We start from the raw sequence: 14,072 nt of genomic DNA on the forward strand, positions 1-14,072 counted from the left end.
GGATCAGGCCTTGCGCATATACGCCTTGACGGTGAGCGGGGCGAACACGGCCACGATCACGGCGGCGCCGAGCAGCGACATCCACAGATCGACGCCCACCGTGCCGCTGTCGGCGAGGTTGCGCACCGCGGTGACCAGGTGGGAGACCGGGTTGATGTTCACGAACCACTGCAGCCAGCCCGGCATGGTGTCCACCGGCACGAACGCGTTGGAGAGGAACGTGAGCGGGAACAGGATGATCATCGAGATCCCCTGGACGCTCGACGCGGTGCGGGCGATGACGCCGGCGAAGGCGAAGATCCAACTGATCGCCCAGGCGCACACGATCACGAGCACGGCCGCCGCGATCACGGCGCCGACCCCGCCGGCAGGACGGTAGCCCATCAGGAAGCCCATCACGAACGTCAGGACCGTGGCGATGCCGTAGCGGACCGTGTCCGCCAGCAGCGCTCCGGAGAGGGGCGCGATGCGCGCGATGGGCAGGGAGCGGAACCGGTCGAACACGCCCTTGTCCATGTCCTCGCGCAATTGGACTCCCGTCACGACCGACGTGGTGATCACGGTCTGCACGAGGATCCCGGGGATGATCACCGGGAGGTAGTTCGAGACGTTGCCGGAGATCGCGCCGCCGAAGATGTACGTGAACATCAGGGTGAACAGGATCGGCTGCACGGTCACGTCGAACAGCTGCTCCGGCGTCCGCCGGATCTTGATCAGACCGCGGGCGGCCATGGTGAGGGTGTTGCGCAGGGTCAGGGACAGGCTCGCGCGCGGGCTCAGCCGGCGCTCGGCCGCGGGGACGATACGGCCGGCGGTGGGGGCGAGGGCGGTCATGCGCGGACCTCCTGGAACGGTGCGGAGACGGGATCGGCGGCAGGCGCCTCGTCGGCCGTGTGGCCGGTGATCGTGAGGAACACCTCGTCGAGCGTGGGCTTCTGGACGCTCATCTCGGTGAGGCCGATGCCGGCCTCGCGGAACGTGATGAGCAGATCGGCGATGCGGTCGGGATCCGCCATCGGGGCGGTGATCCGGGACGCTTCAGGGGAGAGGACGCCGCGGACGCCGAGGGTCTGCTCGATCGCGCGCAGGGCGTCGTCGGTGTCGGCAGCATCCCGGACGCGCAGCTGCAGCGACGAGGTGCCGACCGAGGCCTTGAGATCGTCGGGGGTGCCCTCGGCGACGACCTTCCCGCGGTCGATCACGGCGATCCGGTCGGCGAGCTGATCGGCCTCGTCGAGGTACTGGGTGGTGAGCAGCACCGTGGATCCGGTGCTGACGAGCTCGCGGATCGTGTCCCACATCTGTCCGCGCGTGCGGGGATCGAGACCGGTGGTGGGCTCATCGAGGAAGATCAGCGGCGGCTGCGCGAGGAGGGATGCGGCGAGGTCGAGTCGGCGTCGCATGCCGCCCGAGAAGTTCTTCAGCGGTCGCTTCGCCGCCTCGGTCAGACCGAAGCGCTCGAGCAGATCGGCGGACTTGGCCCTCGCGGCGGTGCGGCTCAGCCCGAGCAGCCGGGCGAAGATCATGAGATTCTCGGTGGCGGACAGCGTCTCGTCGACCGAGGCGAACTGCCCGGTCACACCGATGAGCTGTCGCACGATGTGCGGCTCGCGTACGACGTCGTGCCCGAACACGCGGCCGGTGCCGCCGTCCGGACGCAGCAGCGTCGCGAGCATGTTGATGGTGGTCGTCTTGCCGGCGCCGTTGGGGCCGAGGACACCGTAGACGGCGCCGGTGCGCACCTGCAGGTCGACGCCGTCGACCGCGCGGTTCGCTCCGAACACCTTCACGAGTCCGTCGGCCTCGAGGGCCCAGTCGGTGGTGGGATTCGTCATGCTCCGAGCATCGGCGGCAGCGCTTTCGGAGCGCTGTCGCGGCGCTGTCGTCGGCTTTCCGGCACGGTCCTGCGGCGCGCGCCGATGCGGACCGCGCGCGGGAGGGCGAGGGCCGCAGCCGTCGGCCGGGACGGCCCGTCGACTTAGGATGGAGGGATGGGATCCCGGATCGGCGTCGTGGTCATGGCCGCGCTTCTCGTGCTGTACATCGCGCTCGTCGGCTGGCGTGCGGTGGTGCTGCTGGGGTCCGGCCAGGCTCTCGGAATCACCATGGGCGTCGCTCTGCTCGTCATGCCGTTGATCGGGGCCTGGGCCCTGGTGCGCGAGCTGCAGTTCGGCCTTGCCGCCGATCGGCTCGGCCGCACGCTGGACGGCGAGGGCGGGATGCCCGAGGCGCCGGAGCACCTGCGCTCGAACGGACGACTCCTTCCCGACGACGCCGACCGCCTGCTCGCAGAGTACGGCTCGGCGGCTGCCGAGGAGCCGGGGGACTGGCGCGCACAGTACCGGCTCGGCGTGGTGCACGATGCGGCGGGGCACCGCAAGGATGCCCGCGCCGCGATCCGCGCGGCGATCCGCCTGGCCAAGTAGCTCCGGCACGCCCGGGGCCCGATATGCGAACGGCCGCATCCCCCGGGGGACGCGGCCGCTCGGCGGGACGGCGAGCCTCAGGCCAGGGTCGCCTCGAGGGTGATCTCGATGCCGGAAAGCGCCGCGGAGACGGGGCAGCCGACCTTGGCCTCCTGCGCGAGGCGCTGGAAGGTCTCCGCGTCGAGGCCGGGCACCGAGGCGTTCACGTTGAGGTGGCTGCCGGTGATGCCGACGCCGGGCTTGAAGGTCACCGACGCGGTGGTGTTTACGCGCTCGGCGGGGGTGCCGTTGCCTGCCAGGGCGTGGGAGAGCGCCATGCTGAAGCAGGACGAGTGCGCGGCGGCGATGAGCTCCTCGGGAGTGGTCGTCGTGTCGGAGCCCTCCGAGCGCGCCTTCCAGTTGATGGGGAACGTGCCCAGGTGCGAGGAGGAGAAGGAGACGGATCCCTCACCCTCGATGAGACTTCCGGTCCACGTGGCTGCGGCTTCGCTGGTGACGGACATGGGGATCCTCCGATCGGGGTGGGTGAGGTGCCAGCCTATCGATCGGCCCGCAGCGGAACCTCGCTTTTCAGGGAAGTCTCGGCGTGCGGCCCAGGATCCCGGCGCGCTGCAGCAGCAGATAGAGCTGGCAGCCGAGGCACAGTCCGAACGCGGCGTTCAGGAAGGCGGCGACGAACGCCATCGCGGTGGCGATCGGCAGCGCCCACGGCACGCCGAGCAGGTGCAGGATCAGGCCGACCGTGACCACGAACAGGCCCACGCCCTGGGCGAATCGAGGCGGACGCGGATCCTCCAGCTCCGCCGGCGGTGCCAGACGGGGACGCACCACGCTGCGGAAGAGCGCGCTCCACGGCTGCGTGCGCGGTGAGAGCACACCCCAGAGGAACAAGGCGGCGATCACCAGGGTGAGCAGGAACGCGGGCTGGGTCGCGCGGTAGGCGAGCACGGATCCTGGCGTGAAGGTATTCGCGAGCGGCTGATAGGCGAACCAGCCGAACTGAGCGGTCGTCGGCTGTGAAGCCTCGACCAGCCCCAGCACGGTCGCGATGAGCAGCAGGGCGGACGTGATCCACGCGGCGAAGCGCGGACCGCGCGGGTCGATACCGGCGGGAGCGGTCATGCGGAGGCCTCCTGGAGGTCGTCGGCGCCGTCGAGCGCCGAGAGCACGGCGGCCCGAGTGGGCACGCCGGTGAAGCGGGATCGGATCCGGCCCTCCGGATCGACGATGAAGGTCGTCGGGGTGGACAGCACCTTGTAGCGCGTGGCGAGGTCGGAGCGGGAGGTGAGGTCCACCTCGGCGTGCACGACACCCTCGCGTTCGGCGGCGACGGATCCGAGCATGCGCCGCACCTGCGGGCAGCGCGCGCAGAACTCGGTGCTGAACTGCACCAGTGTCGCGTGCGCGCCCAGGGGGCGCATGAGATCGGCGGGATCCACGTGCCGGTCGCCGCGCACGGTCACCGCGCGGCCGTCCCGCCCGCGCAGCAGAACGCCGGCGAGCACGGTCGCCGCGAGCAGAGCGGCGACCACGACGAGCGCGATTGGCAGGGACATGGTCCGAGGCTACGTCCGGGAAAGGCGCTGGGGTCGGATATGACGGTTCAAGTCAGCGCCCCGGCTCCCGGAGCCCGTCGGACGGCCCGGCTGTCCGCCGCCGCCGGTACGCTGAAAACCATGAGCGCCGCGATCCCCACGCCGTACGAAGACCTGCTCCGCGACGTGCTGGCCAGCGGCACGCACAAAGACGATCGCACCGGCACGGGCACGACGAGCGTGTTCGGCCGGCAGATCCGCTTCGACCTGTCGCAGGGCTTCCCGCTCATCACCACCAAGCGCGTGCACTTCAAGTCGATCGCGTACGAGCTGCTGTGGTTCCTCCGCGGCGACTCGAACGTGCGCTGGCTGCAGGAGAACGGCGTCACCATCTGGGACGAGTGGGCCGACGCCGACGGCGATCTCGGTCCGGTCTACGGCGTGCAGTGGCGCTCCTGGCCGACGCCGGACGGCGGGCACATCGACCAGCTGCAGCAGGTGATCGACCAGATCCGGAACTCCCCGGACTCCCGCCGCATCATCGTGTCGGCGTGGAACCCGGCCGACATCCCCGACATGGCGCTCGCGCCCTGCCATGCGCTGTTCCAGTTCTACGTGGCGGACGGGAAACTGTCCTGCCAGCTCTACCAGCGCAGCGCCGACCTGTTCCTCGGGGTGCCCTTCAACATCGCCTCGTACGCGCTGCTCACGCTCATGGTCGCGCAGCAGACCGGCCTCGAGCCGGGCGACTTCGTGTGGACCGGTGGAGACTGCCACATCTACGACAACCACGTCGCGCAGGTGCAGGAGCAGCTCACCCGCGAGCCGTATCCGTACCCGACCCTGCGGATCACGCGGAAGCCGGAGTCGATCTTCGACTACGCATACGAGGACTTCGTGGTCGAGGACTATCAGCACCACCCCGCTATCCGCGCGGCGGTCGCGGTATGACTCGAATCGGACTGATCTGGGCCGAGGCGCATGGCGGAGTGATCGGGGCCGGCGGCGCGATGCCGTGGCACGTTCCTGAGGACCTCGCGCACTTCAAGGAGGTCACCCTGGGTGCGCCTGTCGTCATGGGGCGCCGCACCTGGGAGTCGTTGCCGGAGCGGTTCCGCCCGTTGCCCGGCCGCGAGAACATCGTGATCACCCGGCAGGCCGACTGGGCCGCCGACGGCGCCCGCCGCGCGGCGTCGATCGCCGACGCGCTCGCCGGACTCGAGGAGACCTGGGTGATCGGCGGTGGCGAGATCTTCCGCGAGGTGGTCGGCGAGGCCGATCGTCTGGAGGTGACCGAGCTCGATCTGGACGTGCCCGGAGACGCTTTCGCCCCTTCGCGCAAGGGCTTCCGCCTGGTCTCCGAGGGGGAGTGGCAGACCAGCAGGACCGGGATCCGCTTCCGCTTCCTCGGCTACCAGCGCTGACCGCATCGCCCGCTCCCGACAGGAGGATCCGCATGCCCACCGCCCTCATCACCGGCGCCAGCGCCGGAATCGGCGCGGAGTTCGCCCGCCAGCTCGCGGACCGCGGTGCGGACCTGGTGCTGGTCGCCCGTTCGGAGGACGCGCTGCAGGCGCTCGCCGCGGAGCTGGGTGCACGGCACGGCGTCACGGTCGAGGTGCTCGTCGCCGACCTTGCGGTGGAGCAGGACGTCGACCGCGTCGCGCGACGGATCGCGGATACCGGACGCCCCATCGACGTGCTCGTGAACAACGCCGGGTTCGGGCTGCCGCTGCACTTCGCCGACAACGACGTCGCCGACGAGGTGCGCCATCTCCGGGTGCTGGTCGAGGCTCCGATGCGGCTCATGCATGCCGCGCTCGGGGTGATGCGCGGTCGCGGTGGGCGGATCATCAACGTCGCCTCGTCCGCGGGCTTCATCTCGCGGTCGACCTACTCCGCGTGCAAGGCGTGGATCATCGGGTTCAGCCGCTGGGCGAACGACGAATACGCCAGCGACGGCGTCACCGTGACCGCGCTCTGCCCCGGATTCGTGCACACCACTTTCCATGCCCGGATGGGCCTCGCCGCCGGCGAGGAGGGCGTGCCGTCATTCATGTGGCTGGACGCGCCTTATGTCGCGCGCCAGGGCCTTCGTGCCGCGGCCCGTGGCAGGTCGGTGGTGATCCCTTCGTTGCGTTACAAGGCGATGATCGCGGGCTCGAGGCTGGTCCCGCGCTCGCTCACCACGCGCATCGCCCGTCGCGGCCGGATGTGAGCTGGGCCAGGTTCAGGCGAACCGACCCAGCCGGATGCCGGCATAGGCGAGCGCGGCGACGGTCTCGCCGTCGGTGATCCGCCCGTCGGTGATCATCGCCAGCGCCTCGGCGAACGGCACCCACGCGACGTCGTCGATGCCTTCCTCTGCCTGCGTGTGCGCACTGTCGACGGCCTGGCGCAGGTCCCGGGCGAGGAACACATGCTCGGGCGCCACGGTCACGCCGTTGAGTGCGTTCATCGTGCCGATCGGCGTCCACTCCTGCGCCTCGAGCCCGGTCTCCTCGCGCAGCTCGCGTCGTGCGGCGACGAGCGGATCCTCCCCGTCCGTGCCTCCCGCCGGCACCTCGACCGAACGCCCTGTCGTGTACCGGTCGATCGTGACCAGGCACACCCGCTCCTCCTCGTCGAGAGCCACGACGAACACCGCCGGGTTCTTCAGGGCCACCACGCCGTAGATCCCGTCACCGGCGGGGCCGGAGACCTGATCCTCGCGCACCGAGATCCAGCGGTTGTCGTAGACGATGCGCGATTCCCGCGTGTGCCAGGCCATGAGCGCGAGCCTAACGGCCGTCCCCGTAGGCTCGAAGTCATGGGCTGGTTCGGGAAGAAGAAGGATCCGCTGGACGCGAACGACATGCTCCGGCAGTACAACGCTCAGGAGGCGGAGCGTCTGGCCGCCGCCGGGATCGCGCCGGGCACGGGCATCGCCTCGGCCGCGCAACGCTCCACGAGCGGCGTGGGCGCCGCGGAGTTCGTCGTCGAGGACGTCTTCACGATCACCGGACGCGGCCAGGTCGCCACGGGCAAGACCACGACGGGCACGATGCGCGTCGGCGACCGGGTGGCGGTGCGCCGGGGCGCGGCCGAGGTCGGCGTCAGTACGATCACGGGCATCGAGATGTTCCGCAAGAAGGCGACCGAGGCGCCGGAGGGGACCATGGCCGGCCTGCTGCTCAAGCCCGGCGTCGATCTGGCCAGGGGCGACGTCATCCGCGTCTCCGCGACAGCGTGAGCCTCGCCCGAACCATTACGCTGGACGCATGACGCATACGGGCAATCCCTTCGGACAGGTGCTCGTCGCCCTCATCACCCCGATGACGGCCGACGGCGAGGTCGATTGGGCCTCGACCGAGAAGCACATCGACCGCGTCATCAGCGACGGTGCCGACGGCATCGTCGTCACCGGCACGACCGGAGAGACCTCGACGCTCACCGACGCCGAGAAGCTGCGTCTCGTCGAGGTCGGCAAGGACGTATCCGGAGGCCGGGCCAAGATCATCACGGGTGGCGGATCCAACGAGACCGCGCACGCGATCGAGCTGTACAAGGCCAGCGAGAAGCTCGGCGCCGACGGCATCATGATCGTCACGCCGTACTACAACAAGCCCACGCAGGCGGGTATCCTCACGCATTTCCGCCTGGTCGCCGACGCCACCGACCTCCCGGTGATCCTCTACGACATCCCCGGCCGCACCGGCGTGCCGATCAAGTACGAGACGATCCTGCGCCTCGCCAAGCACCCCAACATCCTCGCCGTGAAGGACGCCAAGGGCGACTTCTCCGAGGTCAGCCGCGTGCTCAACCAGACCGACCTCATGTACTTCTCCGGCGACGACTCGAACGTGCTCCCGCACCTCTCGATCGGTGCCACCGGCCTCATCGGCGTCACGGCGAACATCACCTCGGCGCCGTATCGGGCGATCGTCGACGCGGTGAACCGGGGCGACCTCGCCGCGGCTACTGCCGAGCACAAGCGCCTGGAGCCGCTCGTCCGGGCCGCCATGACGCACGTGCCCGGCACCGTGTCGGCGAAGTACATCCTGCACGGCCTCGGCCGCATCACGAGCCCCCGCGTCCGCCTGCCCCTGGTGGGGCCGGAGGAGTGGGAGGCCGCCCTCATCGAGGACGAGCTCGCTCTCGTCAAGGACATCCCGGGTGCGGACTTCTCCGACTTCCGCCCCGACCGCAATGCCGCCGCCGGCGGCGCCCTCCCCAAGGTGCACGGCACGACCCGATGAGGTCATGACCGATGGGCATCGGACCGGAGCGGGACGGATCCGCGCGAAAGGCGCGGGAGGATCCGCTCCGACCCGGCAGGGGAATCACGAACATCGGGCGCGCAGCGCGCCCCGCCTAGGAGGCATCACATGACCATTCCCCTCGCCGAGCCCGAAGCTCTCGCCCCCGGCACCCTCCGCGTCACGCCCCTGGGCGGGCTGGGGGAGATCGGCCGCAACATGACCGTCTTCGAGTACGACGGCAAGCTCCTCGTCGTCGACTGCGGCGTGCTGTTTCCCGAAGAGCACCAGCCCGGCGTCGACCTGATCCTGCCCGACTTCGAGCCCATCAAGGACCGCCTCGACGACATCGTCGGTGTGGTGCTCACGCACGGGCATGAGGACCACATCGGCGCCGTGCCGTATCTGCTGCGGCTCAAGGGCGACATCCCGCTGATCGGCTCCGGACTCACCCTGGCGCTCGTTGAGGCAAAGCTCAAGGAGCACCGGATCCGGCCCTTCACCCTCACGGTGAAGGAGGGCCAGCACGAGAAGGTCGGCCCGTTCGACCTCGAGTTCGTCGCGGTCAACCACTCCATCCCCGACGCCCTGGCGGTGGCGATCCGCACGCCCGCAGGCATGGTGCTCGCCACCGGCGACTTCAAGATGGACCAGTTGCCTCTGGACGGGCGCATCACCGACCTGCGTGCGTTCTCGCGCCTGGGCGAGGAGGGTGTGGACCTGTTCCTCGTCGACTCGACCAACGCCGACGTGCCCGGGTTCACGCCGACCGAGCGCTCCATCGGGCCGGTGCTCGACCAGGTGATCGGCAAGGCGCCGCGCCGCGTCATCGTCGCGAGCTTCTCCAGCCACGTGCACCGCGTGCAGCAGGTCATCGACGCCGCGCACGCGAACGGCCGCCGGGTCGCGTTCCTCGGGCGCTCGATGGTCCGCAACATGACCATCGCGGAGCAGTTGGGCTACCTCAAGGTGCCGGACGGCGTGCTCATCGACTACAAGAAGGCGCGCGACCTTCCCGACGATCAGATCGTCTACATGTCGACCGGATCCCAGGGCGAGCCGATGGCCGTGCTCAGCCGCATGGCGAACCTCGACCACGCGATCGAGCCGGGCCCCGGCGACACGGTGATCCTCGCCTCGAGCCTCATCCCCGGCAACGAGAACGCCGTCTATCGCGTGATCGACGGGCTGACCAAGCTCGGCGCGAACGTCGTGCACAAGGCCAATGCCCGCGTGCACGTCTCGGGCCACGCGGCGGCGGGCGAGCTGATCTACTGCTACAACATCCTCAAGCCGAAGAACGTGCTGCCCGTGCACGGCGAGTACCGGCACCTGATCGCGAACGCGAAGCTCGCGCAGGACACCGGCATCGACGCGGAGCGCACGATCGTCGGCTCCAACGGCACCGTGATCGACCTGAAGGACGGCGTCGCGCGCGTCGCGGGGCAGCTCGACATCGGTTTCGTGTACGTCGACGGCTCCACGGTGGGCGAGATCACCGACGCGGATCTGAAGGACCGGCGCATCCTCGGCGAGGAGGGCTTCGTGTCCGTCATCGTCGTGGTCGACTCCACCACCGGGCGCATCATCTCGGGGCCGGAGATCCACGCGCGCGGCGTGGCGGAGGACGACTCGGTGTTCGAGGATGTCGCGCCGAAGATCGTCGCCGCGCTCAAGGAGGCGGCCGGCAACGGCGTGCGCGACAGCCACGCGCTCTCGCAGATCGTGCGCCGCACGATCGGCCGCTGGGTCAACCAGAAGCTGCGTCGTCGCCCGATGATCGTGCCGCTCGTCATCGAGGCGTGACCGACCCGCATCCTGCGCCTGAATGAGGCCGCAATCCCGCGGAAAGCCGCGTCATTGCGGGCCGATGTCGGTCTGCGGCCGTAGCGTGGACGCATGCCCAGGAGTTCGAATGCGACCAAGAGCGCGGCGGAGAAGCCCTCGCCGCGCAGTCGCTCCACGTCCGGGGCGAAGCCGCGCAGTCAGCCCAAGGCCGCGCCCGCCCCGAGGAAGTATGTCGACGAGCCCGACAAGCCGCCCGTGATGGTGCGCGCCTGGACGGGCCTCGCGCACGGCGTCGGCGGGCTCTTCCGCGCCTTCGGCCTGGAGACGCTGGAGAAGGACCAGCGCCGCGACGGCTTCCCGTTCCTGCTCGTGCTGCTCGCGGTCGCGGGCGCCGTGAACGAGTGGTTCTTCATCGGCAACACGGTCGCGACCAATATCAGCGCCTACTCCGTGGGCGCCCTGATCGGCCGCGCCGCGTTCATCATGCCGGTGCTGCTGCTCCTCCTGGCCGGCTGGCTGTTCCGCCATCCCTCCTCCGTGCACGACAACGGACGGATCGGGATCGGCTTCGGGCTGTTCGTGATCACCCTGGCGGGGTTCTGCCATGTCGCCGGCGGCATGCCGCAGCCGCGACAAGGCATGGTCGCGCTCAGCGCCGCCGGAGGTCTGTTCGGCTGGCTGCTGGGCCAGCCGCTCAGCTACCTGACCTCGATCCCGGCATACATCGTGCTGTCGCTGCTGGCGGCGCTCAGCGTGCTGATCCTCACGAAGACGCCGCCGAACCGCATCGGGCAGCGCCTGGGCGACCTGTACGCGTGGATGTTCGACGCCGAGCGCCCCTCGAAGAACGCCCCCGCCGATGACGCTGCGGCGGTCGACGAGGCGGACAAGGTCGACGACCCGGACGTGCTGCCCTGGTGGCGGCGGAACAAGACGGGCCGCGAAGAGGACCCCGATGGCGGGCTCGGCTCGCAGGATCTCACCGAGCTGCTCACCGCGCAGGACGACACCCCCACCGTCGTGGCGACGCCTGCCTACGATCAGGCTGTCATCAAGGACGACGATCCCTACGACGCGGCCACCGAGGTGCTGACCGACGTGCGCGCCGTCGCGGACTCCCTGGCGGAGCAGCAGAGCACCGCATTGCTCGACGACGGCGACACCGGCGAGCTGGAACTGGCCGGATTCGATGGCTTCGGCACCGATGGTCCCGGCAAGGACGGCCCGCAGGCTCCGGTGGCCCCGTACATCCTGCCCTCGCCCGGCGCGCTCAAGGCGGGCCCGCCGCCGGTGCTGCGCTCCGAGGCCACGGATCGCGTCATCGAGCAGCTCACCAACGTGCTCAGCCAGTTCAACGTGGACGCGAAGGTCACCGGCTTCTCGCGCGGTCCGACAGTGACCCAGTACGAGATCGAGGTAGGACACGGCGTCAAGGTCGAGAAGATCCTGCAGCTGAGCAACAACTTCGCCTACGCGGTCGCGTCGAATGACGTGCGGATCCTCTCGCCCATCCCCGGCAAGAGTGCGATCGGCATCGAGATCCCGAACGCCGACAAGGAGATGGTGGCGCTCGGAGACGTGCTGCGGTCGCCGGCCGCGCAGAAGAGCACGCATCCGATGACGATCGGCGTCGGCAAGGACGTGGGCGGCAGCATCGTCGTCGCGAACCTCGCCAAGATGCCGCATCTGCTCGTGGCCGGATCCACCGGATCCGGAAAGTCGAGCTTCATCAACTCGATGATCACGAGCCTGCTCATGCGCGCCCGCCCGGCCGACGTGCGCATGGTCCTGATCGATCCGAAGCGCGTGGAGCTCACCAGTTACGCCGGCGTTCCGCACCTCATCACGCCCATCATCACGAACCCCAAGAAGGCCGCAGAGGCGCTGCAGTGGGTCGTGAAGGAGATGGACATGCGGTACGACGACCTCGCGTCGTTCGGCTTCCGCCACATCGATGACTTCAACCGTGCCGTGCGCGCGGGCGAGGTCGTGGTGCCCCCGGGCAGCGAGCGCGTGCTCAAGCCTTACCCGTACCTGCTGGTCGTGGTCGACGAGCTCGCGGATCTGATGATGGTCGCACCGCGTGATGTGGAGGACTCGATCGTCCGCATCACCCAGCTCGCCCGCGCGAGCGGCATCCACTTGGTGCTCGCGACCCAGCGTCCGAGCGTCGACGTCGTCACCGGCCTCATCAAGGCCAACGTGCCGTCGCGCCTCGCGTTCGCCGTGACCAGCGTCACCGACAGCCGCGTGATCCTGGACAGCCCCGGTGCCGACAAGCTGATCGGTCAGGGCGACGCGCTGTTCTCGCCGATGGGCTCCTCCAAGCCCTTCCGTCTGCAGGGCGCCTGGGTCGACGAGAGCGAGATCGACGCGGTCGTCAAGCACGTCACAAGCCAGGCCCGTCCGGAGTACCGGCCCGACGTGGCCGAGGCCGTCGAGGGCAAGAAGAAGGAGGTCGATGAGGACATCGGCGACGACCTCGAACTTCTCCTCGCCGCGGCCGAGCTCATCGTCTCCTCGCAGTTCGGCTCGACGTCGATGCTGCAGCGCAAGCTGCGCGTCGGCTTCGCCAAGGCGGGGCGGCTCATGGACCTGCTCGAATCCCGTGAGATCGTCGGCCCTTCCGAGGGGTCCAAAGCCCGTGACGTCCTGGTCACCACCGAGCAGCTGCCCGGGGTGCTGGCCAAGCTGCGCGGCGAGGATCCGCCCTCCGCGCACGCGGCTCCGACCGCCGCCGCGCCCATGCCTGCGGCTGGGGTGCCGCCGCGTCCCGCCGCTCCGGCGCCCGCGGTGTCCTACGGCTCCGATGACCGCTACGGCGAGGATCCGCTCGAGGCGCAGTACCGCGGGCTTCCTGAGGTCGAGGCGGAGACCGATGAGGACGCCTGGGGTCTGACGGGGCGCGACTGATGGCGATCCCGCGGCAGCTGCCGAACGCGATCACCGTCGCGCGCATCCCTCTCGCCGTCGTCTTCTTCGTGCTCCTGCTGCTCGGCGGGACGAATGGAATCACGCAGCCCGTGCTGCGGTGGGTCGCGGCGGGGCTGTTCATCCTGGCGATCTCGACCGACTGGGTGGACGGCTACCTCGCCCGCAGATACGACCTGGTCAGCGATTTCGGCAAGCTCTGGGATCCGATCGCCGACAAGCTGCTCACCGGAGCGGGCTTCATCGGTCTCGCGATCCTCGGCGAGGTGTGGTGGTGGCTGGTGCTCGTCATCCTGGTGCGGGAGTGGGGCATCACCGTGCACCGCTTCATGATCGTCAAGGAGCACGTCGTCGCCGCCGCATGGATGGGCAAGATCAAGACGACGGTGCAGGCCGTCGCGCTGTCCTGGGCGCTGCTGCCGCTGCATGTCTGGATCGGACTGCCGGCGTGGTCGATCACGACCACCGTGCTGATGGTGATCGCGCTCATCCTGACGATCCTGAGCGGCATCGACTACGTCGTGGCGCAGGTGCGCGGATCGCGCACGGACCGGGGCTCGGTGTCCTGATGTCCGATGCGACGGGTCGCGCCGCGGCCGCCGTGCTCGATGCGCTGCGTGAGCGCGGGATGACGCTGGCCGTCGCCGAGTCGCTCACCGGCGGGGCTCTGTCCGCGGCGCTCGTGGCGACCCCGGGAGCATCGGACGCGCTCAACGGCGCGGTCGTCGCCTACGCCACGCCGATCAAGTCCTCCGTGCTGGGAGTGGATCCGGTCCTGCTCGCCGCACACGGTCCCGTGGATCCGGAGGTGGCTCAGCAGATGGCGGCAGGCGTCCGCACCGCATTGGCCGTGGATGGGCGCGCAGCGGACGTGGGCGTCTCGACGACCGGTGTCGCCGGGCCCACGCCGCAGGGCGGCAAGCCGGTCGGTACGGTGCACGTCGGAGTGAGTGTCGGGGAGCGTGCGACCAGCCGGGCGTTCCGTTTCGGGGGAGATCGATCCGCGATCCGCGCGGCCGCGGTGCAGGCGGCTCTGGAACTGCTCCTCGACGTGGTGACCGGGACGGGAATCGATGCCGCCGCGCCCGGTCGGGATGACCGGGAATAGAGTGCTTCTCGACGAAGTTGAGTCGAGTGTGCTCACATTCAACGCA

At 69.6% G+C, this 14,072-nt stretch carries 16 protein-coding genes; 10 read left to right on the plus strand and 6 right to left on the minus strand.

The window, feature by feature from the left end; genetic code table 11:
• Nucleotides 1-3: 3 nt before the first annotated feature.
• Both AB4078_RS03955 and AB4078_RS03960 read right to left on the minus strand, forming a co-directional pair.
• Complete coding sequence (locus AB4078_RS03955) at nucleotides 4-834, minus strand: ABC transporter permease (RefSeq protein ID WP_441976041.1); 831 nt, start codon at nucleotides 832-834, stop codon at nucleotides 4-6.
• The gene (locus tag AB4078_RS03960; RefSeq protein WP_441976042.1) at nucleotides 831-1,835 is read right to left on the minus strand and encodes an ATP-binding cassette domain-containing protein; all 1,005 of its coding nucleotides are present in this window, start codon (nucleotides 1,833-1,835) and stop codon (nucleotides 831-833) included. The genes AB4078_RS03955 and AB4078_RS03960 overlap by 4 nt, the downstream gene beginning before the upstream one ends.
• 156 nt (nucleotides 1,836-1,991) lie before the next feature.
• On the opposite strand from AB4078_RS03960, the gene AB4078_RS03965 reads away from it, so the two are divergent.
• Nucleotides 1,992-2,426 carry a hypothetical protein gene (locus AB4078_RS03965; protein ID WP_440732119.1) on the plus strand — a complete coding sequence of 145 codons (435 nt, stop codon included), beginning with the start codon at nucleotides 1,992-1,994 and terminating at the stop codon, nucleotides 2,424-2,426.
• A gap of 77 nt (nucleotides 2,427-2,503) precedes the next feature.
• Here the strand turns inward: AB4078_RS03965 and AB4078_RS03970 are convergent, their stop codons facing one another.
• The 3 genes from AB4078_RS03970 to AB4078_RS03980 all read right to left on the minus strand — a co-directional run bounded on the left by AB4078_RS03970 (nucleotide 2,504) and on the right by AB4078_RS03980 (nucleotide 3,982).
• Nucleotides 2,504-2,929, minus strand: coding sequence for an OsmC family peroxiredoxin (locus AB4078_RS03970; RefSeq protein ID WP_440732118.1), 426 nt, complete (start codon nucleotides 2,927-2,929; stop codon nucleotides 2,504-2,506).
• 67 nt (nucleotides 2,930-2,996) lie between these two features.
• The gene (locus tag AB4078_RS03975) at nucleotides 2,997-3,548 is read right to left on the minus strand and encodes a DUF4395 domain-containing protein (RefSeq protein ID WP_441976043.1); all 552 of its coding nucleotides are present in this window, start codon (nucleotides 3,546-3,548) and stop codon (nucleotides 2,997-2,999) included.
• Nucleotides 3,545-3,982: a TlpA family protein disulfide reductase gene (locus tag AB4078_RS03980; RefSeq protein ID WP_441976044.1), complete on the minus strand. Its 438-nt coding sequence runs from the start codon at nucleotides 3,980-3,982 to the stop codon at nucleotides 3,545-3,547. Before AB4078_RS03980 ends, AB4078_RS03975 begins: the two co-directional genes overlap by 4 nt.
• Nucleotides 3,983-4,102: 120 nt before the next feature.
• Between AB4078_RS03980 and AB4078_RS03985 the strand changes: the two genes are divergently transcribed.
• The 3 genes from AB4078_RS03985 to AB4078_RS03995 are packed head-to-tail and all read left to right on the plus strand — an operon-like array spanning nucleotide 4,103 to nucleotide 6,179.
• Nucleotides 4,103-4,912 (plus strand): thymidylate synthase, encoded by an 810-nt coding sequence (locus AB4078_RS03985; RefSeq protein WP_440732115.1) that lies wholly within the window; start codon nucleotides 4,103-4,105, stop codon nucleotides 4,910-4,912.
• Nucleotides 4,909-5,385 (plus strand): dihydrofolate reductase, encoded by a 477-nt coding sequence (locus AB4078_RS03990; RefSeq protein WP_441976045.1) that lies wholly within the window; start codon nucleotides 4,909-4,911, stop codon nucleotides 5,383-5,385. Before AB4078_RS03985 ends, AB4078_RS03990 begins: the two co-directional genes overlap by 4 nt.
• A 32-nt stretch (nucleotides 5,386-5,417) precedes the next feature.
• Nucleotides 5,418-6,179 (plus strand): SDR family NAD(P)-dependent oxidoreductase, encoded by a 762-nt coding sequence (locus AB4078_RS03995; RefSeq protein WP_441976046.1) that lies wholly within the window; start codon nucleotides 5,418-5,420, stop codon nucleotides 6,177-6,179.
• Nucleotides 6,180-6,191: 12 nt separating this feature from the next.
• On the opposite strand, the gene AB4078_RS04000 is transcribed toward AB4078_RS03995, so the two are convergent.
• Nucleotides 6,192-6,731 carry an NUDIX domain-containing protein gene (locus AB4078_RS04000; RefSeq protein WP_441976047.1) on the minus strand — a complete coding sequence of 180 codons (540 nt, stop codon included), beginning with the start codon at nucleotides 6,729-6,731 and terminating at the stop codon, nucleotides 6,192-6,194.
• A gap of 39 nt (nucleotides 6,732-6,770) precedes the next feature.
• On the opposite strand from AB4078_RS04000, the gene AB4078_RS04005 reads away from it, so the two are divergent.
• From AB4078_RS04005 to AB4078_RS04030, 6 genes are all read left to right on the plus strand, one after another.
• Complete coding sequence (locus tag AB4078_RS04005; RefSeq protein WP_440732111.1) at nucleotides 6,771-7,193, plus strand: EF-Tu/IF-2/RF-3 family GTPase; 423 nt, start codon at nucleotides 6,771-6,773, stop codon at nucleotides 7,191-7,193.
• A gap of 28 nt (nucleotides 7,194-7,221) precedes the next feature.
• Nucleotides 7,222-8,199, plus strand: a complete 978-nt coding sequence (gene dapA, locus AB4078_RS04010) for a 4-hydroxy-tetrahydrodipicolinate synthase (protein ID WP_440732110.1) — start codon at nucleotides 7,222-7,224, stop codon at nucleotides 8,197-8,199.
• A 129-nt stretch (nucleotides 8,200-8,328) separates the two neighbouring features.
• Complete coding sequence (locus tag AB4078_RS04015) at nucleotides 8,329-10,005, plus strand: ribonuclease J (protein ID WP_441976048.1); 1,677 nt, start codon at nucleotides 8,329-8,331, stop codon at nucleotides 10,003-10,005.
• Between the two features lie 93 nt (nucleotides 10,006-10,098).
• Complete coding sequence (locus tag AB4078_RS04020) at nucleotides 10,099-12,900, plus strand: DNA translocase FtsK (protein WP_441976049.1); 2,802 nt, start codon at nucleotides 10,099-10,101, stop codon at nucleotides 12,898-12,900.
• A complete protein-coding gene (gene pgsA / locus AB4078_RS04025; RefSeq protein ID WP_441976050.1) occupies nucleotides 12,900-13,487 on the plus strand; it encodes a CDP-diacylglycerol--glycerol-3-phosphate 3-phosphatidyltransferase in 588 nt (195 codons plus the stop codon). Before AB4078_RS04020 ends, pgsA begins: the two co-directional genes overlap by 1 nt.
• A complete protein-coding gene (locus tag AB4078_RS04030) occupies nucleotides 13,487-14,026 on the plus strand; it encodes a CinA family protein (protein ID WP_441976051.1) in 540 nt (179 codons plus the stop codon). Before pgsA ends, AB4078_RS04030 begins: the two co-directional genes overlap by 1 nt.
• Nucleotides 14,027-14,072: the final 46 nt, after the last annotated feature.

The organism is Microbacterium sp. 2MCAF23 (genome assembly GCF_052115565.1).
Lineage (GTDB): Bacteria > Actinomycetota > Actinomycetes > Actinomycetales > Microbacteriaceae > Microbacterium.